Source organism: Akkermansia sp. (assembly GCF_020860705.1).
Lineage (GTDB): Bacteria > Verrucomicrobiota > Verrucomicrobiia > Verrucomicrobiales > Akkermansiaceae > Akkermansia.
Genome location: NZ_JAJBTT010000049.1, coordinates 51829 through 74826 on the forward strand (window position 1 = coordinate 51829; position 22998 = coordinate 74826).

Consider the following 22998-nt stretch of genomic DNA (forward strand, 5'->3'; position numbering starts at 1 on the left):
ACATAATCCAAAATGGCAATGAAACTCGCAGAAGTAGAAATATTACCACTATACGATAAGGATAAAAATGTGTTGAAGGCAACTTTGAAAATAGCAATTTTCAATAATAAAATTGGTATATTTTTCGAATCAAATGGAGGGAGTAAAGGGGAAGAATCAAACCCTCATTATAATGATGCTATAAACCATATATTAAAAATTTTAAATGAAATGGGAATAACTCAAATAACTGCGTACCATGCACCTTATATGAAATTGAAGAATGTGTTCATAAAAGACGAAAATATAGGAAGTATTAATCACAAGATCATATCTTCAAAATTACAAAATGCTGGAGGCCCTCCAAATGGACCTATATATATTACTTCAAATGATGAAGAATCTATAAAAAAGGGTGATTTAAAGAAATTGAGCGAAGAAGTATTACTACAAGAATATTTAAAAAAAGGCACTAGATCATTTGGATATAGAAACCCAGTTGAAACATTAGATGAATCTGAAGAAGAAACAGAAAAAAATCATTCGTTTTTGATTGTTGTTGTAGGAATAGTATCTGTACTCCTCGGAGGATATTTTTTATATAGACATTTAAAAAAAGTAACTCATCCAAATAATGACAATTAGGCAAACTGAGTAAAAGACACAAGATAGGATCCAAATACCAATATTCTTCCAGTTCAAGTCTCCGCCGTCAGTTCCTATGGTGTTTCCTCTGCCCAAAAATTGATACAATCGGTAGGCGTCTCCTATTTTGACCAAACATCCCAACAGGAGGTAAAAGAGAATGCTTTTCGATGAACCGGCTTTAGCTGGCTTGCCATCCGTATAGCGATGGGTGGATAGCGTGTTTCCTTGGTGGTCGCAAATGTGGATCGCGTTTCCTTTGAGTATGGAAACAGCCTCAGAAGAAAATCCCAACAGTTTTCCTTTCTGAGTGAACAGGATTTGTCCTTCAGGAGATATTACGCGGACATGTGTTCCTTGTTGGTATGCAGCTCCGATCATGAACCCATCATGTCGAGAAAGATGAGTTTTGTACGCGATAAAACGCAATGATAGTTAATTATTTTCGCCGCAATTTCATAACGACTTAATGAAAATGTTCAAGACTGGGGAGGAAGGATAACTTTACGCGTTTTCAAGGAATGAGGAAATCCGATTGTCCATTGATAAGGGAGGAAATGGCCTGCGCCACCATGTCTCCCAGGGATATTCCCTGCTGGGACGCCTTGGCTTCAAGCTGGCTGTAAAGTTCAGGGGAAAGTTTAACCGTTAGGGACAAGGAGGCGTCTACCTGAATACCGGGAATGGAACTGGGAGATGATGTCGGTTGAACGGTTGACATTTGGTCCATGACCCGTTCAATCAACTGCTGCTTCAATGGGGGAATCGCCTTCTGGGACATCCAGTTGCGGAAAGTAATTTCAGATATTCCGCATTGGTCAGCCATCCATTTGTAATCAAGATTTCGCTCTTTGAGCCATCGCTTGACTCCAATCTTGAATACGGATTGATCCTCCACATGCTTCATGCGAGAGAGTTTATCACCGTTTGGGTAGAAAACAAGGCAACAAGCATCTCTATTGGAGACATACTCCCAGTATCAAAGGAGGGAATGAAGATAACGGGCAACCAATTCTTCAAGGGAACAACCAGACTCCAGGGCTTTCCGGGAAAGTTTGGCCTGATCGTCCAGGGACAATTTGAACTTGAGGCCGTCCTCCCTGTTTCCTTCAAGAAAAGTCACCGTCTGTTTGGAAGATTCAACCATTGTCTTGAGACAATGGGAAAACCTCTCAGGGATACCTTTTTGAGATACCCATTGGCGTACGGTACGCTCTGAAACCCCACAGGCAGACGCAATGAAAGAATAGCTCAAATCATTGTTCATCATCCATTTTTCAAATCCTTTCACAGACTGAACACCTGTTCCACGCGTCTTCATGAGGTCACTATGCCACAAAACCATCCCCAAGTAAATTATCTTTTAGAGATATTTATGGTTTACAAAAATATCTTATGGAGATAATATGGAATCAGCAGCTGAGAAAATCTCTCGTAGCCATTCTTCGTGTAAAATCCCGTATAGAGACGCTCCGACCGGCTGCGCCAACAACAACCTAATTAACGAACCATCATGAAACCATCTATCATCACATGCGCTTTAGTGATCTCTACGATAACCCCCTTGTTTTTGGGATCCTGTTCCAGCATGTCCGGACTCGCCAAGTTAGCAGGAGCCAATGTGGATTCCCTGCCCGGTGTTAATGACTTGACGGCGGATCAAAAAAAACTGACCGCCAAACATTCAAAGGCGACGATCATGCTGCTGGAGTCTCAGCAACAGGCTTTAAATGCCCTCGGGAACCGAAAAGATGCCGCTAAAATTGAAGCTCAGATCAATAACCTGAAATCCAATCCCAACGACAGCTCTGCTTTGACCTCCATCATGGAATCCATGCCGGGACGGCAGGAAATGATCAACAAAAAAGCCGCTGAACTTCAAAGCAAGAATGAGCTGAAGCTTGACCTTTGGACGCAAAGTTGCCAAACCTTGAATAAGGCGTTGATTGAAGAAGGCAAGCTGGCAGCCTCCAACACGGAACTTGGTCTCAAGTTAATTAAACTGATGAAGAGCGCCAATTCCACGCAAAAGGCTATCTTGGCCACCCAATTTCGTCCGATTGTCTACTTTGTAACCTCCCTGCCTAAAGATTACAAGTTGATGAAAGACGCGACCGCCTTGCAGGATGAGGTAAATAAGAAGTTGGAAATCAAGCTGCCGTTGATGAAAACCGTCCCGTCCTCTCTGCCGTCCATGGACTTCTCTTTCTGAGTATAGCGAAAATAATACATATTCATTCCATCAATGCGTTGCCCTTTGCGTAGAGTAACGCATTGATGGAATAATCCCCCCGCTTTCTTCCCATGTCTCTGCGATTTCTTCTGTTATTCCTGTTTCCATTTGGTGTTTCCATCTCATTGGGAGAAGAAGAAAACCCGGGCCGTCCCTGCGTGGAATTTGCGGGGATATGGTTTTATTCCGTAATCAAACAGGATACGACCAAAAAGCAATTTCCCGTCGGATATGTTTATGGCCCGTCTGCTTCAGAAGAGGCAGGAAAAGACAACATCAGCAATCTGCATAAAGCTATGCACGCCAGCCTACTGAAGGAGCGTAAGAAAGACGGCGTTCGCATGCTGGATTATATGCCAGAGAATCAAGACGCTGATTTCTCTAATTCGGTTACATCTGATTCTGTAGTGTTCGCCTGTGCGTTAAATTATGAACACGTGGAAGGCCATTATGAAGGGGAAACAGGAACTGCTTATTCAAAAATTCTTGCGGAAATCGGTTTTGATCTCGTTATCTGTAACTTTAAAGATAGGAGAATTTTAGCTACTATCCCGGGACGGGTCATTGCCATTGATGCCGTACCAGGACGAGTCTCTCAGGCGAAAAAAAATGCGATGCTCCGTCACCTCTACGAAACGAAGCTCATTCCGGAATTCGTCAAATTGGCCAAGACTCCCTACTCTTCCGCAATGGCACCCAAAACACTGGGAATTAGTAAAATACAGGTTGACACCAAAGCTCTGGAAAAAATCCCTGCAAACTATAAAGCTGCAGGAAAAAACGGTTATATAACTTACCTGTCCTCCCTTATTTCTTCATCCTTCTATTCTGCAGTCAAGGTTCCTGTACTTCCTTGGTCGGGAGGGGGAGATAAAATTTTCTATGTTATGAGTGAACGAATCAAGGATACCGGTCGGGTGATGAATGAAGCCATGAAAGACAATGCTTCTCTTGGTCAGGGGGAGAATAACGACGATTCTGTTGGTAAGGATTTTTTGCTAAAAAAGCCGGACTATACGCTGGAAATTGTTTTTCCGGGCTTTCTCACCTATACAATGCAATCCAACCAATTTCAGAAACAGCTGGCATTCGTCGCTTATTGCGGCTTGCGCCTCAAGCAAGGAGAACGGGAAATGATCGCGGAAAAATTCAAGGATTTTGTAACATCCACTTATCCTAAAGAAATCAAATTTGAATCCTCCTGGATTAATTATGAAGACGCTATCATCAAAATGTTCCGTTCAGCAGCTCTTGCGCTGAAAAAGAATAAAAGAACAAAATCCATGATCCGGGAAACATCCATTAACTAATCAACCTCCAAATTTTCCATCATATGAAAGCTTTTTTATTCACTATTTTAATTGCCTGCTCCTTTGTCCTGCAAGCGGGGGAATTGCCGTTGAAAGGTTCCCATTCAGTGATTTTCTCGGCAGCTTCACCAGAGGGACAGCATAATGCGGCTCATGAAGCACAGCGTTACGCAGCCATACACGCAATTGAGCAAATGATTAGCTCCCAGCCATCAGCGATAAGGCAACTTTACAATGACAGAAAGCCATACATACTCAATGACATCCTTGCTCTTTGCACTAAAGCGACGAATACTCAGTCCATTAACGCGGAAAAGGATGAAGTTACAGTTACTTTTTCTGCCGTCATTGATGAAGATCGAATGAAGGATCTTTTGCAAAAAACACAGCCTGTTCAAGCAAACGTTAAGCTGGAATCCGTGGATATAGCCGTTTTTTTCACTGCGAGAAACGCGGCGGCCTTGCAAAAACAAAGTCAGGCGGTTATCCAAACAAATGACCTGAAAAAGTCTAAAGAAACCTCGGAGGCGGAGGCCGTCGCTGATACAGTGGTTCAGTCCAACGCCTCTGTCGCTGAACGGGCAACCAAGACAACCGGCGCCGCTACTGTGGTGACGGCAGATCAAATTACCTACCGTCTGGATCCTCCGGCCCGTGAAGAATTCGGCACGGCCCTCACTGCCCGTTTTGCCGAAAAGGGATTTGAGGAAATTATTGATGGCGCCATGTTGGACGCCAGCGCCCTGCTCGATGAAGCCTACGGGGGAGGAAACGTTATCCCTGCTAAAACATGGAGAAGCATCATTACCAGCCTCCGCACTGATGTGCCCTCCGTCCAGTATGTGGTTGTCGGAACCTTGGATATGGGTACTCCCAGAGTCGATGAAGCTACCAATATGTGGGTGATAGACGCGACGGTGAGTGGAAAGATTTACAAAATGACCGGTGAATTGCCTCGCTTGGTGGCGGCCCTTTCTCCCCAAACTCAGAAGGCAAAGGCGGCGGACCAGCTGCAAGCCAAAAAGAGAGTTCTCTCCGGCCTGACACCGTTGGCGGCAGATGAAATCCTGGCCAAGTTAAAAGCGAAAAACTTAATCAAAAGCAATTAAGCGTCATGAATAAGAAATCTATCTTCATAGCCGGAGCGTCCGTTCTTCTGCTCGGTTTAACGGCTTGGTTCGTCTGGCCTTGGTTTAAAGGCCGGGAGCGGAACGCGACCGCACCTCTGACTAAGCAGCAACTGGAAATACGGGAAATAACCTCAACCGGATATGGATACGGGAAAGAGGACGCTATCCGCCAAGCCTTGGACTTGGCCAAGGCTCAGATGTACGGAGACCGTATCTCCAAAAAAGACATTTTGTTGAATGTAAAACATCCCGGAGGGGGACACCTCAGACTGGAAGTGGCCGCGGATCAGCATGCCCCCGATATTATTTCTTTTGAAGTTTTATCCGAAAAACAAACGGAAGAAAAGGAATGGGAAGTTTCCGTGCGTGCTAAAATGTATGCTCCCCATAAGGATATGTTCAAAGATAAGATCTCCTTAGTGATGAGCTCCGCCGAAGAGCTTGGCGAAAAAATCCGGCAATTTGGCTTCCCTCAACAAATTGTTTCCTCTTTATCGCAAAGTATCGTGACGCCCTTTCATGAGGCATTTGGCGCATCTCAAGAATTCGTCCTCTTGGAACGCGGTAATCAAACAATGTCCGCGGAACGTGACATGTTAAAACATGACGAAATTGCCTCCGCGGAAAAAATCAAGTCCAAGCAACTGAAAGCCGCCGACTTCGTTTTTGATATTCAGCCTGAAGGTGGGGATTTTCAAATCAATTCTAGAACTTCATCATTTACCGGGCAAACCGTATACTCCGGACAGTGGAGCCTGAACATCCGCCTGAAAATGATAGAACTGGCTTCCAATGCCATTTTGGCGGCGACTACGGTATCCGTTTCCGGAAAAGGGAATGGATTCCGCGAGGATGCCTGTATGAACGCCTTCGTAAAAGACATGGAGAAAAAAGTATCCCGAAGTATCCGGACTGAAGGGGGTAAACTCATTTTCCGCCTCGGCTATCCCCAACTTAAACATGGACGCCTGCTTAAGCAGGATGGAGATTCTTATGTCTATCAATTCATGCTTAAGGGTCCGCATTTGTTAAACAACGGAGCCTTTGTTTCCCTTTACACCAAAACAAGCGCCGGGCAGAAGACCGCTTTGGAAAAATCTGTTATTCATTCATATGATGTTAATTCCAAGCAAATTATTATAAAAACAAATAGAAAATTAAACTTGGATTCCGACCCTTGTTTTGGCATACTCACAATGGAAAATTCCAATTTTTAACAATCCTGATCAATCATTCATGGCAATGAAGCCACACATCCATATTTCATTGATTGTCTACCTGTCATTGATGTGCTCGTGTACCACCTCAGACCCTACCCCATCGGTGAAGATAACACCTGTACCGCCCCCGCCTTCTCCGAAAGTGATTTCCAAGTCCGCTCCCCCATCATCTCAAAATGTAAAAACTTCTCCGTCCGTCAAAAAAGCCCAACCCCCAACTCGCACGGCATTGCCTTATATTCCGGACTTACCCCCTGTCCTATGAGTTCCGCCGAACGCTTGAAAACATTTTGGCTCATCGTCAAAATAGAAGGTTAAGCGCACAGCAGAACCACCCTGAAAAACCGGAAGAGAGTCATCAAATTGGACAGAAGCCGTAAAATTTTTGTGATGAGGCAGGAAGAGTTCTTTTCTCAAATTGGATGGGGTTGAAGTAGGATAACGATGAATGCGCTCGTTTTGGGCTATGAAATGTTCCGATGTAACTAATCGAACAGTTGCTTTTCGGCATCGTTGATATCTCGGGAAATACATCTATTATGTTCTGTGAGGAAACCTATAGTCTATTCGACGGAAACCCCGTAGTAGTTTTCTATGCTTCCTCAATTACGGGAGATTTGTCGTTACTCTCTGCATGGCAAGAACCGTTTGAAGATATGAATGGTAATGCACTACCCATTTCACAGATGAGTGATAAAAAGTTCATTTCCGTTTACAGGATAATGGTCTCTATGCATTGACTTTAGTAGATGCAAATTTAATTCCTGAACCGACTGCATCATCACTCAGTCTCTTAGGTCTCGCAACGCTTATGATGCGTCGCCGTAGAGTTTAATCACTCAATCAAACATTCCTTCAAAGAAACAAGGTGAGATCTGTCTATAGGCCTCACCTTGTTCTATCTCATCATACCCATACCATCTACCGTATACCCTACCTCATTCCATACACTACCCCCATCAAATCAAAAGTGCGCCCCAATTATCAGCCTATCTCTGTCTAGTTTCAAAATATACAAGGAGGCTTTCATATGAAGGGGAGACTTTCCCAAACGCTCCAAAAATTGTTTTTCTAAAAAATGAAATTCTTTTTCTGCATTAGGAAATGTTTCAATGGGAGAAATGAAAAAGAGTCTGCCCCCCGGCGCCTAAAGAAAAAAATAATCTCTTCATCTCACACCCTCTCACACCCTTCTTCTATTGAATGAGACCGGATTAATCCTGCTTTTTGTCTGATGAGTTTTTTAATTCTAAATTAATTTCTACGGATTTAATTTAGAAAAGGAATACATTTTCTAAGGAAGTTCCTAGATAATTCTTATCAATCATTCTGGAATTGTTTAGAATAAAACGGAAAAGAATACCGGGAAGACTCTTTTCATTTTTTGTGAATGGTTCTCGAGGATATGCGGATAGATAAACACTAATTATCTTCCAACCATATAAAACTATATCCTTATTGGGAGTTATAGTCTCATACAATGTATAATATAGAGAGGAGTTGAGGGGCTTGTTATGTCATTACGATCGATTGGGGAAAAATAAGAGGGAAAAACTACTTACACATTGTGGTAGAAATGAGTCTTGTCCAATGTAAGTTACGGGGCATGGCGGACATTTCTTATCCATTGAAAGGACATTGAGAATTAAGGGCAGAGGAAAGAGGAGGAATCCCCATGCCGCGAGAAAAAACGCTCCGAATATCCTCCTGTAATGATCGCAAAATCATACTAATATGGTTACAAATGGCTTATGAGAAAAACGGTCTCACTCAATGTATATTAAAGATGAAGAGAGAGGTTTCGTCCATATGCCTTGTTTAATCCTTTGGAACAATTCCCATGTTCAATCAGCTTTGTAGGAAGGTATTTTTAAAAGATCATTGGAAGTAGTTATTTCTAAATTAATTACTATGAAAATTATTCAGAATATTGGATGCAATGCCAATTGAGAGTACAGAAAGAAATTCAGGGAAGTTTAAAGCAATGAGAATAGCAGAACAACTGGATAGGAGTAATGAGTCAAAAGAAGAGAATCCTGATTGGAACAGATTTTGGGGCTATAAACCTAATCTAGATGATCCTCATAGGTTCGGAGAGTGCATGGAGGATTGGTACGACTACGATTGAAGAAAGGAATAGAAAGAAATTGATCGTAGGAAGAATGGGAAAGGTGGTTTACTACAATTGGGGATAAGGTTCCGCAGAATACAGGATTGTAATTACATGTAAATTTGTTATTGAGGCCTTATGGATGTTTTTTCTCCAGAGAAGCGAAGCCAAGTGATGTCCCGAATTAGAGCCTGAGTACAAAAAGAATTAACTTTATTCTGAAAAATCATCATAATCGTCATCTTCCTCTGGAAGAATAATTTCATATTTTGTAGGAGAATATTTAGCTTTATCTATATATATATCATAATTTGATTTTCCAGCTGTGTAGTGCCTCACAAGCGTTCGTGTTTTGTCGACTGAATGCTTGCATTTTAACCCTAGAATAATGCGACTTATATATTTATTGTATCCTTTTACGAAAAAATTATCATTGATTGCAATTTCAGGTTGATATAAATTTATAAGGATTCTTTTTTCTTCTTCAAAACTCCAAGATGGGTCCTTTTGAGTCATAAGATATAAAGCATTCCAGTCCGCTAATGAAAATTTTTCATATAAAAACTTATGATCATCAGGAATCTCTGCTTTTTTTATAGCTTTACACACTATATCCAGGAATTCATTCGATAATAGGGGGGGACGCTCATGATCATACCTGACATCAAACAACCAATTCTTATAAAGAGAATACGCTTTACCTTCCGGGGTGTCCGCTAAATCTAAATAATGTATTTTGCAAGGAAATAGAGGTAAACTAATACTTTTAAGGATAGGAAATTCAAACTCTATACACACACCCCTATGTGAATCTGCATAATGCCCCCAAAGAGCAGCTGAATTATGATTAGAGGAAAAGCTTAAAAATCCCATTTCCGATACAAACCTCCTATATTGGAAAAGAGTATCATCTTCATTGTCTTTTGTGTATTGAGGCCGAAATTCAAAAGGGTCATTTGTTTCATCTGCAAGGATAAGCTTCAGGCACCAGTTTGAAATTATTTTAATAAAATTTTCGTATGAAGTGTATAAATATAAATTGATATATTTATTTTTTTCATTTTTATCATTAAATATTTTATTGTTGAAATTCATTCATATATAAATGTAAAGAAATTCACCCTGCGGATATAAACTTAAAAGTTGTTAACAGATAAATAAGATTCACCTATTTGAGACGCATTTCTTAATATACGCCTAATAACATCATCTAACCTCATAGCATCATTAAAAATAAGAGAATACATGTGTGAATGATCTAACATTAGAATCCATGTACGATCATTCGAAGCAGAAGCTTTTGCTCCTGGACTAAATCCACTCATTGAAATCATGAGTCCTTTTGTTCCATCAGCCATTTTTCTTATTTTTGCATTAAATGAATCAATATCAGTAACCTGCGCGGGGGTGCTTGTAAATTTTACTTCAACAATATATTGTAATCCATCTAAAGTAAAAGCCATGTCAATTTGTCTACCACTTGGTTCTCTATATGCTGGTCTTGTATGGATATCAAATAGATTAAATAATCTAATTAACCATTTTTCAAAAGAATATCCACCTTCTTGAGTTCCTAATTTTTGTGTAGCAAGTAAATCCAATTCTTCTTTCAATTCCCTAAGGTTTTCTAGAAATAGATTTCTTTGCTTTCTAATCTCTTCTTCTCGTTCAAGCCTGTGTTGACGCCTAGTTTCATCATCAGTTAGGCTTTTTATTTTATCAATATGTGGTTTAAGATTAGCTATCGCATCTTTTGCTGCAGGTATCATGGATTTTGTTTCTTCTTTTCTTTCCAAATAAGGAAAAGAAGTCATTTCGCATAGATTTGCACCAATTTCATAAATAATTTGATGCCCATTATTTCCCGTTTTTTCGCTAAGAGCATAAAATAATTTACCTAAAAATTCAACTTTGGTCATCTCTTTCAACGGGACAAAGTTTACTTCAGGAATGCGATGAAGTCGTAAAAAATTACTTAGATCATTTTTATACCAAAAAACTTTTCCACAAGTCTCCTGAATAAGGGATATTAGAGTTGGAGATAATTTTTTTTGCATATCACGTTCTCAGCTTAATCTAGCATTATCACTTCATAATTGCAATAGCTCTCATTGTTATTGAATCTTCCGATTTTCCCCATTTCTTCCCCACGTTCCCGCAAACAAAAACCGCAATATACTCATTACGAATATATTGCGGAGGAAAATTAATGGCGGACAGGGAGGGATTCGAACCCTCGGTACTGTTGCCAGTACACACACTTTCCAGGCGTGCTCATTCGACCACTCTGACACCTGCCCGTTGAAGATTGTGTAAGATAGGAAAGCGGAGACAATGTAACCGTAGTGACAGGACTTGGCAATCTTTTTTTCACCTGGAAGACGTTTTCATATTTTTTCAGCTTTCCTAGTGACCTCATAAGACAGGATAATTGTATGACGGTCAACAAAAACAGTCTCCTGAAACTTCAGGAGACTGCCATGTGTGAGTCAGATTGATGCTCTTACCGTTTCAGAAGAAAATGGGAAACAGGAAGAAGCCCTCTTCAGTGCTACTGAGCAAGAGGTCTCCTGCCATGGTTTATTTCTTTTCCGGCCGTTCGAAGCTGATGCCCCATTTTTCCTGCATGATTTTTTTATGCAATTCCAGCTTGTCCTTGAAGCGGTCCAGGTTTTTCACTTCCTTGGGGGACCATGCGGTTTCCACCAGAGCCAGCGCGCGCGGGTAAGCCTGGTAGAAGACGCGTTCAATGTCCGGCAGGCGTTCCGCCCACAGACAGCAGTCTACGCCGCGCACCCGTTCCATTTCCTTGGAGGAGAGGCCTGCACCAGGTTCAAAGGAATACACGTTTTCCAACGTATTGACGGGCATCCAGCCCGTGTCCGGCTGTCCGGAAGGCCAGTCACCGGGAAGCTGGGGATAGTCAAAGTAGCATTTGCCGTTGGGAGCACAGATGACCTCCACTTTCTCACCGGTAGTGTTGGCCACGGTTTTAGGCGTGTGGCCGCCTCTCCATGTGGTGACGATCACGCCATCCGGGTATTTACCCATGGGTTCATACCAGAAAACGGCCGTTTTCCCGCGGCTTTTCAACATCTTGGCACACCGGGTAAAGAATTCCACCATTTCCTTTTGTGCGGCGGCTTTCTTGTTTTCATCCCGGATGCCGGCTTTCTCGCGGAAATCGGCGCATTTGGGACATTTCATCCAGTTGTCTTCCGGAGCTTCGTCTCCGCCCAGATGCACGTACTGGGATGGGAAGATGTCCTTGAGTTCATTGAAGACGGCGTTGTAGAATTTCCACACGTCTGGATTGCCGGGACATACGAGCGTGTAGGAGATACCCGCATTTGTGCGCACTTCCAGCTTGGGGTTCGGGAAGCAGAGGAATTCCGGATAAGCAGAGCAAAGGGCCTGGTTATGGCCGGGCACGTCTATTTCCGGGATGATTTCAATGTTCCGGGCGGCAGCGTATTTCACCAGGTCCTTGAGCTGTTCCTTGGTATACATGCCTCCATGAGGAGTTTTGTTGCCAAAAGTTTCCTTGCGCTTGGAGGCCACGGTTTCCAGCTTGTGGTAGCCGGGCACCGGAAGGCGCCAGCCCTGGTCATCCGTCAGGTGGAAATGGAGCTTGTTGAATTTATAGAAGGACATCACATCAATGAATTTTTTGACGTCCTCCACCGGTACAAAGTGGCGGGCGGTATCCATCATCATGCTGCGCCATCCAAACCGGGGCTTGTCTTCAATGACGCCGCAGGGAATACCGCCGTCCTTATATTGGGTCTGGAGCTGTTCCAGCGTGTTTTTGGCATAGAAAAGGCCCGCGCGGTTGCCAGCCTGAATTTCCACGCCCTGCGGCTTGATGGTGATTTTGTATCCCTCCGGCCCCAGGGCCTTATTGGCCGCCTGTTTGAGGATTTTAGGAGACTTGCAGACACCGGAAGAAGCGGTGACTTCGGCCGGTTCCGGAATGATGTGATAGGGACGGGATTCTACGTCACCGGCAGCAAAAACGCCGCTGCCCATCGCCAGCAGAAGAGGTAAAATACGCCATTTCATTGCCCATGATTCTGACGGAACGGGATTCCCTCCGCAATCAAAAAAAGCGTGGAGGGCTCCGGCATGTCCCGGAAAAGGAGGTTCCTTCCTGCACTTCCATCTTGACGGATGGCTGAAAGACGGGTTTGCTAGTCTTGCGCATGGGAGAGTCCTTTTACACACGCACTACGGAGACGCCCCCCTCCGCCTTTGATTTGTCCCTCAGACCGCCCGCTTTCAGTGAATTCCGCGGGCAGGAGAAGATCAAGGACCGCCTGATGCTGATGGTGGAAGCCGCCCGACAGCGCGACGACGTGCTGGACCACATCCTGCTGAGCGGTCCTCCGGGCCTGGGGAAGACGACGCTTGCCAATATCATCGCAAATGCCGTCGGCTGCCGCATTCATACTACGTCCGGCCCCCAGATTGAGAAGGCGGGAGACCTGGCAGGGGTGCTGACCAATCTGGAGAAGGGGGATATTTTGTTCATTGATGAGATCCACCGACTGCACCCCGCCATCGAGGAGTACCTGTACCCGGCCATGGAAGATTTCCGGCTGGATATTATCATTGACCAGGGGCCGAATGCCCGCTCCATCCAACTGAATCTTCCCAAGTTCACGCTGGTGGGGGCTACCACGCGCGCCGGTATGCTGACCAGTCCGCTCCGTTCCCGCTTCGGCCTCGTGAACCGGCTGGATTATTACACGCAGGAGGAGTTGTGCTCCATTATCGAACGTTCCGCCGGGCTGCTGAATGTGCCCGTGGACCCCGCAGGAGCCCTGCAAATTGCTCTGCGTTCCCGCGGAACGCCCCGCGTAGCCAATTCCCTGTTGCGCTGGGTACGGGATTACGCCCAGGTAAGGGGCGACGGCGTGATTACGGAGCAATTGGCCCACGACGCCCTGACCATGATTGAGATTGACGACGACGGCCTGGACGAGATGGACAAGCGGCTGCTGGAAGCCATGATTTACAAATTCAACGGGGGACCGGTAGGCCTTTCCTCCCTGGCGGTGGCCGTAGGGGAAGACGCCTCCACGCTGGAGGACGTACATGAGCCTTTCCTGATCATGCAGGGGTACATCAACCGCACACCCAGGGGACGCGTGGCGATGCCTTCCGCCTACCTCAAGATGGGCGCCACGCCGCCCTCCAACGGCCAGGGATGGCTATTGTAAGCCATCCCTTTACGGCATGGCAGGAGTCCTGCGTTTTGTGCTGGTCATGAGGTGCCTTTTCTTTTAAACTATTTCCACATAAAACGTCAGGACGTTTTCTGCTCATCATACGCCCAAAGCTATGGCTGCCAATTCTGATATCACCTTTAAAAGACTGCCCGTCAAGATCATCGGTACGGGTTCCTATGTTCCGGAACGCCGCCTGACCAATGCGGACCTGGAGAAGATGGTGGACACTTCCCACGAATGGATCATCGAACGCACGGGCATCGTGGAACGCCGCATCGCCGCCCCTGACGAGTATACTTCCCACATGGGGACCAAGGCTGCACAACGCGCGCTGGAATCCTGCGGCCTGCAACCGGAAGACATTGACCTGATCATCGTTTCCACCATTACGCCGGATACGTTCACTCCTTCCACCTCCTGCTATATTCAGGACGCCCTGGGTGCCCGGAATGCCGCCGCCTTTGACATTTCCGCCGCCTGCTCCGGCTTCCTGTTCGCCATGAAGACGGCCGTCCAGTTCCTTGGCACGGGCCAGATGAAGACGGCGCTCATCATTGCCGCGGAAAAACTTTCCACCGTCGTGAACTGGGAGGACCGCACCACCTGCGTCCTGTTTGGGGACGGCGCCGGCGCCGCCGTGCTCCAGGCTGCCACGGGGGAAGAAGGGGAAGGCTCCATCCTCGCCACGGACATCGGCACGGATGGCTCCCTGCATGATCTGCTCCAGATCCCCGGCGGCGGGTCCCGCTGCCCCACCACGGCAGAGAACGCCCATGAACGCCTGGCTACGCTCGCCATGCGTGGTAAGGAGACCTTCCGCCAGGCAGTTCCCCGCATGAAGGATTCCGCCGCCAGCGTAATTGAACGCGCCGGCCTGACGTCAGACGACATCAAACTGATTATTCCCCACCAGGCCAACCTCCGCATTATCAATGCCGTGGCCCAGCGCCTCTCTATTCCGGAAGACAAGGTGTTCATCAATATTGAAAAGTACGGCAACACTTCCGCCGCCGCCGTGGCCATCGCCTTTGACGAAGCGCGCCGCACTGGAAGATTCGGCAAGGGAGACAACGTCGTCCTGGTCACCTTTGGCGCAGGCCTCACATGGGGTGCCGCGGCCATCCGCTGGTAATTTCTTTTTCCATTCCAGACCTATATTACACATGACAACCGAACCGTACGGCAAAAAGAACCCGTTCCCCGCACCCGTCCTCTCCGTCAAGCACATTACCGGAGAAGGCAGTCCGAAAGAAACGATCCATATTGAATACAGCCTGGACGGCTCCGGAATGGAATACATTGCCGGAGATGCCCTCGCCGTCATTGCCGCCAATGATTCTTCCCTAGTGGATGCCCTGATTGCAAAGCTCGGCCTCAACCCCGATTCCCAAGTTCCTACACCGGAAGGGAATACCGTCAGCCTGAGGGACGCCCTGATCAATTGCTATGACATCACCAACGTCAACAAGGCTCTTCTGACCAAATGGGCGGCCGCCTCCGGCAGCCAGGAACTGGAAGCTCTGCTGGCCGGAGACAAGGATACCCTTAACGATTTTCTATGGGGCCGGGACGTGCTGGACCTGGCGACGGAATATCCCGCCGCTTTTGAGTCCGCAGAGGCTTTTACAGGCATTCTGAAAAAAATCATGCCGCGCCTTTATTCCATCGCTTCCAGTCCCAACGCCCATCCTGAAGAAGTGCATTTGTGTGTGGGAGCAGTGCGCTATACGGCCCGGGACCGCAAACGCGGCGGCGTATGCTCCACTTACATGGCGGACCGCCTCCAGCCGGGCCACACGGCCAGAGTGTTTGTACATACCAACAAAAATTTCCGTCTGCCTGAAGACGGAGACACCCCCATCATCATGGTTGGCCCGGGTACCGGCATCGCCCCCTTCCGCGCATTCTGGGAGGAACGTATCGCCTCCGGCCACAAAGGCGGCAATTGGCTGTTTTTCGGCAACCCTTACAAGGCAACTGATTTTTGCTATGAAGATGAGCTGAACAAACTGACAGCCAGCGGCAAATTGAAGTTATCCGTAGCTTGGTCCCGTGACCAGGAAAAGAAGGTATATGTCCAGCACCTCATGGTCCAGGAAGGTGAAGAACTCTGGAAATGGCTGGAAAACGGCGCCTGCTTCTACGTCTGCGGTGACGCTTCCCGCATGGCGAAGGACGTCGACGCAGCCCTTCACGAGGTCATCCAGACCTGGGGCCACAAGTCTCCGGAAGAAGCTGCGGAATACGTAGCGGACATGAAACAACACCACCGCTACCAGCGGGACGTGTATTAAGACAGAATTACCTTGTACGGGTAATATCCGCGTACAGTATGAGTGACTTAAGAGATCCATCATACGCCGATGGCTTGTCTTTTGCATGAATACCGGGGGTTTTATTGAAATCACAGGTACATCATTTGTCATGAATATAGTATACGCTACAGATGAGAACGGCGTGATAGGCGTCGGAGTGAGTATTGTGTCTCTCATGGAAAATCTGGCGTCCTCAGTCCATGCAGATATTTATATTCTCGCAAATGGCCTGACAAACCACTCCATAACCCGGCTTCAATCTCTGGAACAAAAGTATGATCTTCAACTCCATCTCATCGATGTCGGAGACAGGTTTCAGGATTTTCCTGTCGGGCCCAATTGGTCTGCAGCTACTTATTATCGCCTTGGCTTGTCCTCTTTCTTGCCACCGACAGTAGATAGGGTCCTTTACGTAGATATTGATGTCATTTTCAATCGTGATGCCTTTACGATGTATCAAACGGAAATGGGAGATGCCCTCATTGCCGGTGTCTTTACCACGGAACATCTATCCTCCGATACTTTCCAGCGTTGGGAAAAAGAAATGGAGTTGCCACACGATTCCATTTACATCAACGCAGGCGTCATCCTTTACAATTTATCAAAGATCCGGGAAGAACATTTTGAAAAACATGTCCTCGAGTATGCCGTACAGCACATTTCCTCTCTGACCTGGCAAGACCAAGATATTCTCAATAAGTGTTACCAGAAAAGGATTTTGCTACTTCACCCCATGTGGAACATCTGCGAGCCTGCTATTTGGCAAATTCGATGGAATGGAGTTAAAAAATTCACTAACAACCCGTTACAGGAAGAAGAATTGCTTGAGGCAGTCAAGCATCCCGGCATTATTCATTACTGGGGCATCCCCAAACCCTGGCACCCCAATAGCATACGGCACGACTACGGACTGTTTAATAAATATTGGAAAATATCAAATTTTTCTGATAAAATTAAAGAAAAAAAAATGAATTCCAATAATTTTAGAATGTTGTCGTCATATTTCAAATGCGCATGTGGAAAGGCTATTCGCTTGATGAAAAGACATCATCGATAATATTGGGATTGCCATAGCAAATCCTATTTGAGGATTTCCCGCAACTGAAAGAGATTGACCATTAAGTTTAAACCTCTTTTCTCCGGGCTTCTTTTCAATCAAACACATGTTCTCTTTGATTGAAAAGAAAGAATGAAAAGGACATAACCGGCAAAAGCAAGGTTTATACTTTCCATGAGAATCTTTTTTCTAAAGAAAAATCATGTGTGCTTTTATTTTCATAACGATAAATTTTAAAGAATATTGGGGAACATATAATTAACAAACAGAAATTTATAATATTAACACATATAATCAAAAATATTTCAATCCTGTAAAAATTTTCGAGCAAACAGTATGGAATCCTGACTATAAGTTTGACTTGAAGATTCAAAAATTGAAGATCATTTCTTTACGCTGCTCATCATGAGTTCCCTGAAAAACCAGGCCATTGAAGGCACCAAATGGAGTTCTCTGCAAACGGGCGCCAATCAGCTTATTGCCTTTTTCATCTCTTTGGTTCTTGCCCGGCTGCTGACGCCTGAAGATTATGGCACAGTAGGAGTACTGGGTGTTTTTATCGCCGTGTCCAATATCTTTGTCGGCAGCGGTTTATCCCTTTCTCTCATTCGGGACAAGGAAAGCACCAATGTAGATTATTCCACTGTCTTTTATTATAACATAGCCGTAGCCGTCCTGTGTTACATTATCTTATATTTCGCAGCTCCTGCGATATCGTTTTTTTTCCATAATCCAATTCTGACGGATATCCTCAGAGTCATCGCTCTCAATATCATTATCTCCTCCTTTGGGGCTATACAAAATATAATCCTGTCCAAAAACCTCAATTTTAAGGCATACACTAAAATTTCAGTTGGTGTTCAATTAATTACAGGAATAATAGGCATTATTTTAGCGTACACGGGATTTGGCGTATGGACTTTGGTGATCACGGGCTTGCTCTCCTCTCTGCTAACCACTGTATTGCTGTGGTTCAAGGTAAGCTGGCATCCGGATTTTTGTTTTTCAAAAACTTCATTTCAAAAACATTTTCATTTCGGTTCCAGACTGTTGATCTCCAGCCTGTTCGATACTTTCTACAAAAATATCTATCAGCTCGTGATTGGGAAAAAGTTCTCCGCCATTGATCTGGGGTATTATACCAGAGCCAATAATTTTGCCTCCTTGCCGATGAACAGCGTACTTGATGTCATTGGGAAAGTAGCCTTTCCCCTATTATCGAAAATTCAGGACGATGATGAACGGCTGGCAACTGCCTATCGGAAAATAATCCGGATGGTCAATTTTTTCGTAACTCCAATCATGCTGGGCATCATTTCCATTGCACACCCCATGGTATCGGTACTGATCACGGATAAATGGCTGCCTTGCGTTCCATATTTACAGGTTTTGTGCCTCGTCTGCCTGTTATACCCCGTTCATGCTTTAAATTTAAACCTGCTTCAAGTCAAGGGGAAGAGCAATTTGTTTCTCAAACTTGAAGTCATTAAAAAAATCCTCGGATTCGGCATATTATGCATCACTGTCCCTTTCGGTATTTTAGCCATGTGCCTGGGAAGTTTTGCCGCGTCGCTCATCTGCCTGTTCATCAATACTTATTACACAAAGAAACTTATCGGATTCGGATTATACGAACAGATAAGGGATCTCATCCCTGTATTCGCACTAGGAATTTTCATGATGACGGGTTCTTTTCTATGTCAAAATCTTGTAGAATCCAGTATTGCCAAATTAATCATGGGATGTACTGTAGGGAGCGTTATTTATATAACAGGTTCCGTTTTTGGAAAATTTCAAGAATGGCGTGAAAGTATCAGCATTTTTAAACAGCAGCTTTATGGATGTTCAAAAGCCCGTTAATGTTACTTCTCCCCTCCTCCCCCCCCTGGATGAATTGATCGTTTTGTTAAAGGATATCTGGCAGCGCAAATGGTTGACAAACAATGGACATTATCACCAGTTGCTTGAACAGGCGCTGGCTGAATACCTGGGTGTGAAATATCTGAGCCTTTTCACCAATGGCACTCTCCCTCTTATTACGGCATTGCAGGCATTGCATGTCAGCGGAGAAGTCATCACTACACCTTATAGTTTCGTTGCTACAACTCATGCCTTATGGTGGAACGGCATTACGCCGGTTTTTGTCGACATTGATCCCGTTACACTTAATCTGGATGCAGAACAGATTGAATCGGCCATTACAAACAAAACCACAGCCATTATGCCCGTACATGTTTACGGTACGCCATGTCATACGGATGCCATCCAGCAAATAGCAAACAAATACGGCCTAAAAATCATTTACGATGCGGCCCATGCGTTTGGCGTGAGAATGAATGGGCAAAGCATCCTGCATGCCGGTGACATGAGTTCCTTAAGTTTTCATGCAACCAAAGTGTTCAATACGATTGAAGGCGGGGCTCTTATCTGCAAAAATGCTGAAACAAAAAGAACCATTGATCAGTTAAAAAACTTTGGCTTCGTTAACGAGACGACCGTTGAAGCTTCCGGCATCAATGGAAAAATGGATGAAGTAAGAGCCGCCTACGGCCTTATCAACCTTCAATATGTGGACCATTCCATTAGCCAAAGAAAATATTTGACCAATCTTTACCGGGAATGTCTTGCTGATATACGGGGAATCGCTCTCCTTCCCGAGTTCCCAAACGTAGAGTCCAATTATTCCTATTTCCCCATTTTTGTGGATGAACAGACCTATGGAATGAGCCGGGATACTCTTTATGAAAAATTAAAAGATGCAGGAATTATGGGGCGTCGTTATTTTTATCCCCTCATCTCAGAGTTTCCCATGTATAAAGACCTGCCGTCTTCAGGCAAATCGAATTTGCCCGTAGCTCACCGGACAGCTGACAGCGTCATCTGCCTGCCGATGTATGGAGACCTTGAACCGGACTCCATCAAATTCATTGCCCACCAAATGAGCCACAAGTAAGAGATGGGTACAGGTATTTACATTCTGGGTGTTGGGCACAATACACTGTTGATGATCGACATGCTGGAGGCATGCGGCAAAAAAATCAGGGGACTTTATCATTACGAAGAAGGCAAGACAGGCAGTTCCATTTACGGGTACCCCGTTTTAGGAACTTTTGATGATTTGTTTTCAAGCGATATCACAAATCAGCAATTTGCCCTAAGCATGGGGGACAATAAAATCCGCGCCGGATTATTTGATAAAATTACCGCCCTAGACGGTATTCCCGTCAATATTATCCATCCATCGGCATCGGTTTCTTCACGGGCCAAACTGGGACAAGGCGTCATTATCGGGGCCAATTCCACCATACATCCAGATGTCTACATTGGGAATAATACCATGATTGGAGAAAATGTGGTCATCACGCATTCTACAAAGATAGGAGCATCTTGCCTAATAGCCTCCGGCAACATCATTGGCTCTTATATTGAATTCGGAGATTTCATCTTCTCCGGCCTGGGCGCGATTTACATCTCGGACAAAGTACCTCAAGTCGGTTCCGGAGCCGTCATCGGGGCTGGAAGCGTAATCACCAAAGCCGTTCAACCGGGACAAACCATTGCGGGAAATCCCGGAAGAAAACTATAAATTCCTTTTCATGAATCCGTTGGTCAGCATTTGTTGCATTACTTACAACCAGAAAAATTTCATACGGGATGCACTGGAAGGTTTTTTGATGCAGCAAACCAGTTTTCCGTTTGAAATTTTGATCCATGACGACGCGTCTACAGATGGAACTCCTGAGGTCATTCATGAATATGAAAAACAATACCCGAATATCATTAAGGCTATCTGCCAACCTGAAAACAAGTATTCCCAGGGAGAATCCATTAATGAGCTATACAACTTTCCCCGTGCAAAAGGCAAATATCTGGCACTATGCGAAGGTGATGATTACTGGACAGACCCGTTAAAATTGCAGAAACAAGTTGATCTTCTGGAAACCTATCCCAATATGGGAATGGTCTGCACCGGTTTTACCACCTTGGACATGTCGACTAACAGCATCCATAAACAATCTGCCGGAAATGAATCGGCCATGTTGAGGGGCATCATGGATAGAGGGAAAATTGTAACGGCAACAACCTTATTTAGAAAAAGCCTATACGAACAATATGCCGCCGAACTCGATATTGAAAATATCAGATTTTGGAAAATGAATGATTATCCGTTATGGGTGTGGTTCTTAAAAAAGTCTTCCGTTTTTTATCTTTCCGACCTGACTTCCGTATACCGACTCTTGCCTACAAGCGCTTCACATTTCCAACATGACTGGTCAAGAGCGCAACAATTCCACCAGTCCTTTATCGAAATTACGAAATACCTGCATGAGAAGAAGATCATCACACACGCGGAATACATTCAAGAAGTTCAAACATCATTTTGCAATAATTGCCACATATTTATTATGGCTGGAAGGAAAAGAGATTTCATCAAGGGTTTGTGGCTCCTGCTCCGGCGTCATCAATTCCGCCAATTTGCAAAACTAAGCTGTCTTTTCATGAGCCGTTTATTTCATTCATGAAAATTTGTTATGCTTTCACAAATGCTCCTCAAATAATTAACCAGCAGAAACAAATTTTTAGCTGCAAATCATTATGAAAAACTGGCCGAGCTTAACATGCATTTTTACTACCTATAATAGAAAAGACTTTATCAGGCAGTCTTTTTTCTCCATCCTGCATCAGGACTACGAAGGTAAATTGCAAATTATAGCCTCAGATGACGGTTCCACTGACGGAACGTATGAAATTTTACAGGCTATGATGCAAGCCTATGAAGGTCCCCATGAAGTCCTGGTTATTCAAACTCCGCGGAATGGACGATTGGCCGCCAACGTAAATTATGCATTGAGGCATGCCAAATATGACTGGATTGTACGGCACGATGATGATGATGTGGCATCTCCCTATAAATGTAAAATATTGGGATGGGCGATTGCACGCCAAACACCGTCTTTGTTTATCCTTTCTGAAGCAAGGGCGACATCAGAGCAAGAAAAAACGGTTTCTTTCCCAACAGTTGATTTAAATCACCTATCCCTCGACAAATCTCCTGATATATATGGTTTATTTTCAAACCGAAATAAAGAAATTTTGGAAGTAAAGTGTTTCTCTAAAAAATTGTGGACTCAATTTGGAGACCTGCCGGACTGTGCCTACTACATCGACGATTTGACGTTCTTCTTACGAGCACGTATCCAGCATGACGCCGCCATTGTGCGGGGTTATAAAACAGCTGTCTTAAGTTATCACGGTTCCAATAGCTCCGGTCCCAAAAACGGCTTCAAAACACTTCGGAATATCAAATCATGGGAAGCATTCATTGATCAGTATTATACTATTTCCCTTCCCGCATTCATTGCATTGGAGCGGGAGATAAAAGTGTTTATAGAGAATGCGAAAGCCAACCAAGGCCATGTGGATCAGCATGCTGCAACACCAATTCTCAATTTTATCTCCTCCATGATTTGTCACTCCAAATTTGAATCAGGATGGTATAGTTCATGCAATACATATCAGAGATTTCAAAGATGGCTGAAGATAAAAAAAAGCTCCTATTATAAAAATAATAAATATTATTTTCTTATTAAAGTTTTTCCTCTATCGCTATTTGCCTGCATCATAAAAATGAAACATTTTCTAAATAATAGATAAATCCAAAATATTAGGACTCTATACAGATTAATCTAGAATCAACACAAACACCTAATCTGTAATGAACAATAGCCTTCTTTCCATACGCTAATCCCATGATGAAATGTTAAACA

General features: G+C 44.5%; 20 protein-coding genes and 1 tRNA gene. 14 read left to right on the forward strand and 7 right to left on the reverse strand.

Annotated elements, in window-relative coordinates:
• Window positions 1–12: 12 nt before the first annotated feature.
• Window positions 13–624 carry a hypothetical protein gene (locus LIO64_RS11500; protein ID WP_290549590.1) on the forward strand — a complete coding sequence of 204 codons (612 nt, stop codon included), beginning with the start codon at window positions 13–15 and terminating at the stop codon, window positions 622–624.
• Here the strand turns inward: LIO64_RS11500 and LIO64_RS11505 are convergent.
• The 3 genes from LIO64_RS11505 to LIO64_RS11515 all read right to left on the reverse strand — a co-directional run bounded on the left by LIO64_RS11505 (window position 589) and on the right by LIO64_RS11515 (window position 1945).
• On the reverse strand, window positions 589–1005 hold the full coding sequence (locus LIO64_RS11505) for a hypothetical protein (protein WP_290549591.1): 417 nt from the start codon (window positions 1003–1005) through the stop codon (window positions 589–591). The two genes, LIO64_RS11500 and LIO64_RS11505, sit on opposite strands and share 36 nt — an antisense overlap.
• Window positions 1006–1138: 133 nt before the next feature.
• A complete protein-coding gene (locus LIO64_RS11510; protein ID WP_290549592.1) occupies window positions 1139–1531 on the reverse strand; it encodes a hypothetical protein in 393 nt (130 codons plus the stop codon).
• Window positions 1532–1603: 72 nt separating this feature from the next.
• Entirely contained in the window at window positions 1604–1945 is a 342-nt protein-coding gene (locus LIO64_RS11515; RefSeq protein ID WP_290549593.1) for a hypothetical protein, read from the reverse strand.
• 267 nt (window positions 1946–2212) lie between these two features.
• Here LIO64_RS11515 and LIO64_RS11520 point away from each other — a divergent pair, with 267 nt between their 5' ends.
• From LIO64_RS11520 to LIO64_RS11535, 4 genes are all read left to right on the forward strand, one after another.
• On the forward strand, window positions 2213–2836 hold the full coding sequence (locus tag LIO64_RS11520) for a hypothetical protein (protein WP_290549594.1): 624 nt from the start codon (window positions 2213–2215) through the stop codon (window positions 2834–2836).
• Between the two features lie 92 nt (window positions 2837–2928).
• The gene (locus LIO64_RS11525) at window positions 2929–4167 is read left to right on the forward strand and encodes a hypothetical protein (protein WP_290549595.1); all 1239 of its coding nucleotides are present in this window, start codon (window positions 2929–2931) and stop codon (window positions 4165–4167) included.
• Window positions 4168–4190: 23 nt separating this feature from the next.
• Window positions 4191–5276 carry a hypothetical protein gene (locus LIO64_RS11530; protein ID WP_290549596.1) on the forward strand — a complete coding sequence of 362 codons (1086 nt, stop codon included), beginning with the start codon at window positions 4191–4193 and terminating at the stop codon, window positions 5274–5276.
• A gap of 5 nt (window positions 5277–5281) precedes the next feature.
• Window positions 5282–6514: a hypothetical protein gene (locus LIO64_RS11535; RefSeq protein ID WP_290549597.1), complete on the forward strand. Its 1233-nt coding sequence runs from the start codon at window positions 5282–5284 to the stop codon at window positions 6512–6514.
• A 2326-nt stretch (window positions 6515–8840) separates the two neighbouring features.
• On the opposite strand, the gene LIO64_RS11540 is transcribed toward LIO64_RS11535, so the two are convergent.
• The 4 genes from LIO64_RS11540 to LIO64_RS11555 form a co-directional block, all read right to left on the reverse strand.
• The gene (locus LIO64_RS11540; RefSeq protein ID WP_290549598.1) at window positions 8841–9722 is read right to left on the reverse strand and encodes a DUF2971 domain-containing protein; all 882 of its coding nucleotides are present in this window, start codon (window positions 9720–9722) and stop codon (window positions 8841–8843) included.
• 41 nt (window positions 9723–9763) lie between these two features.
• Complete coding sequence (locus tag LIO64_RS11545) at window positions 9764–10684, reverse strand: restriction endonuclease (protein ID WP_290549599.1); 921 nt, start codon at window positions 10682–10684, stop codon at window positions 9764–9766.
• 153 nt (window positions 10685–10837) lie between these two features.
• Window positions 10838–10927: transfer RNA gene (locus tag LIO64_RS11550), tRNA-Ser, on the reverse strand.
• Between the two features lie 280 nt (window positions 10928–11207).
• Window positions 11208–12689 (reverse strand): beta-N-acetylhexosaminidase, encoded by a 1482-nt coding sequence (locus tag LIO64_RS11555; RefSeq protein WP_290549600.1) that lies wholly within the window; start codon window positions 12687–12689, stop codon window positions 11208–11210.
• 140 nt (window positions 12690–12829) lie between these two features.
• Between LIO64_RS11555 and ruvB the strand changes: the two genes are divergently transcribed.
• The 9 genes from ruvB to LIO64_RS11600 all read left to right on the forward strand — a co-directional run bounded on the left by ruvB (window position 12830) and on the right by LIO64_RS11600 (window position 22885).
• A complete protein-coding gene (gene ruvB / locus LIO64_RS11560; protein WP_290549601.1) occupies window positions 12830–13849 on the forward strand; it encodes a Holliday junction branch migration DNA helicase RuvB in 1020 nt (339 codons plus the stop codon).
• Between the two features lie 121 nt (window positions 13850–13970).
• Window positions 13971–14990, forward strand: a complete 1020-nt coding sequence (locus LIO64_RS11565) for a beta-ketoacyl-ACP synthase III (protein WP_290549602.1) — start codon at window positions 13971–13973, stop codon at window positions 14988–14990.
• Window positions 14991–15021: 31 nt separating this feature from the next.
• Window positions 15022–16152, forward strand: coding sequence for a sulfite reductase subunit alpha (locus LIO64_RS11570; protein ID WP_290549603.1), 1131 nt, complete (start codon window positions 15022–15024; stop codon window positions 16150–16152).
• Window positions 16153–16282: 130 nt separating this feature from the next.
• Window positions 16283–17230, forward strand: coding sequence for a glycosyltransferase family 8 protein (locus LIO64_RS11575; protein ID WP_290549604.1), 948 nt, complete (start codon window positions 16283–16285; stop codon window positions 17228–17230).
• Window positions 17231–17635: 405 nt separating this feature from the next.
• Window positions 17636–19090 carry a lipopolysaccharide biosynthesis protein gene (locus LIO64_RS11580; protein ID WP_290549605.1) on the forward strand — a complete coding sequence of 485 codons (1455 nt, stop codon included), beginning with the start codon at window positions 17636–17638 and terminating at the stop codon, window positions 19088–19090.
• On the forward strand, window positions 19068–20183 hold the full coding sequence (locus LIO64_RS11585; RefSeq protein ID WP_345779590.1) for a DegT/DnrJ/EryC1/StrS family aminotransferase: 1116 nt from the start codon (window positions 19068–19070) through the stop codon (window positions 20181–20183). The genes LIO64_RS11580 and LIO64_RS11585 overlap by 23 nt, the downstream gene beginning before the upstream one ends.
• A gap of 3 nt (window positions 20184–20186) precedes the next feature.
• Complete coding sequence (locus tag LIO64_RS11590; protein ID WP_290549607.1) at window positions 20187–20816, forward strand: DapH/DapD/GlmU-related protein; 630 nt, start codon at window positions 20187–20189, stop codon at window positions 20814–20816.
• 10 nt (window positions 20817–20826) lie between these two features.
• Window positions 20827–21753 carry a glycosyltransferase gene (locus tag LIO64_RS11595; RefSeq protein ID WP_290549608.1) on the forward strand — a complete coding sequence of 309 codons (927 nt, stop codon included), beginning with the start codon at window positions 20827–20829 and terminating at the stop codon, window positions 21751–21753.
• 73 nt (window positions 21754–21826) lie between these two features.
• The gene (locus LIO64_RS11600) at window positions 21827–22885 is read left to right on the forward strand and encodes a glycosyltransferase family 2 protein (protein WP_290549609.1); all 1059 of its coding nucleotides are present in this window, start codon (window positions 21827–21829) and stop codon (window positions 22883–22885) included.
• Window positions 22886–22998: the final 113 nt, after the last annotated feature.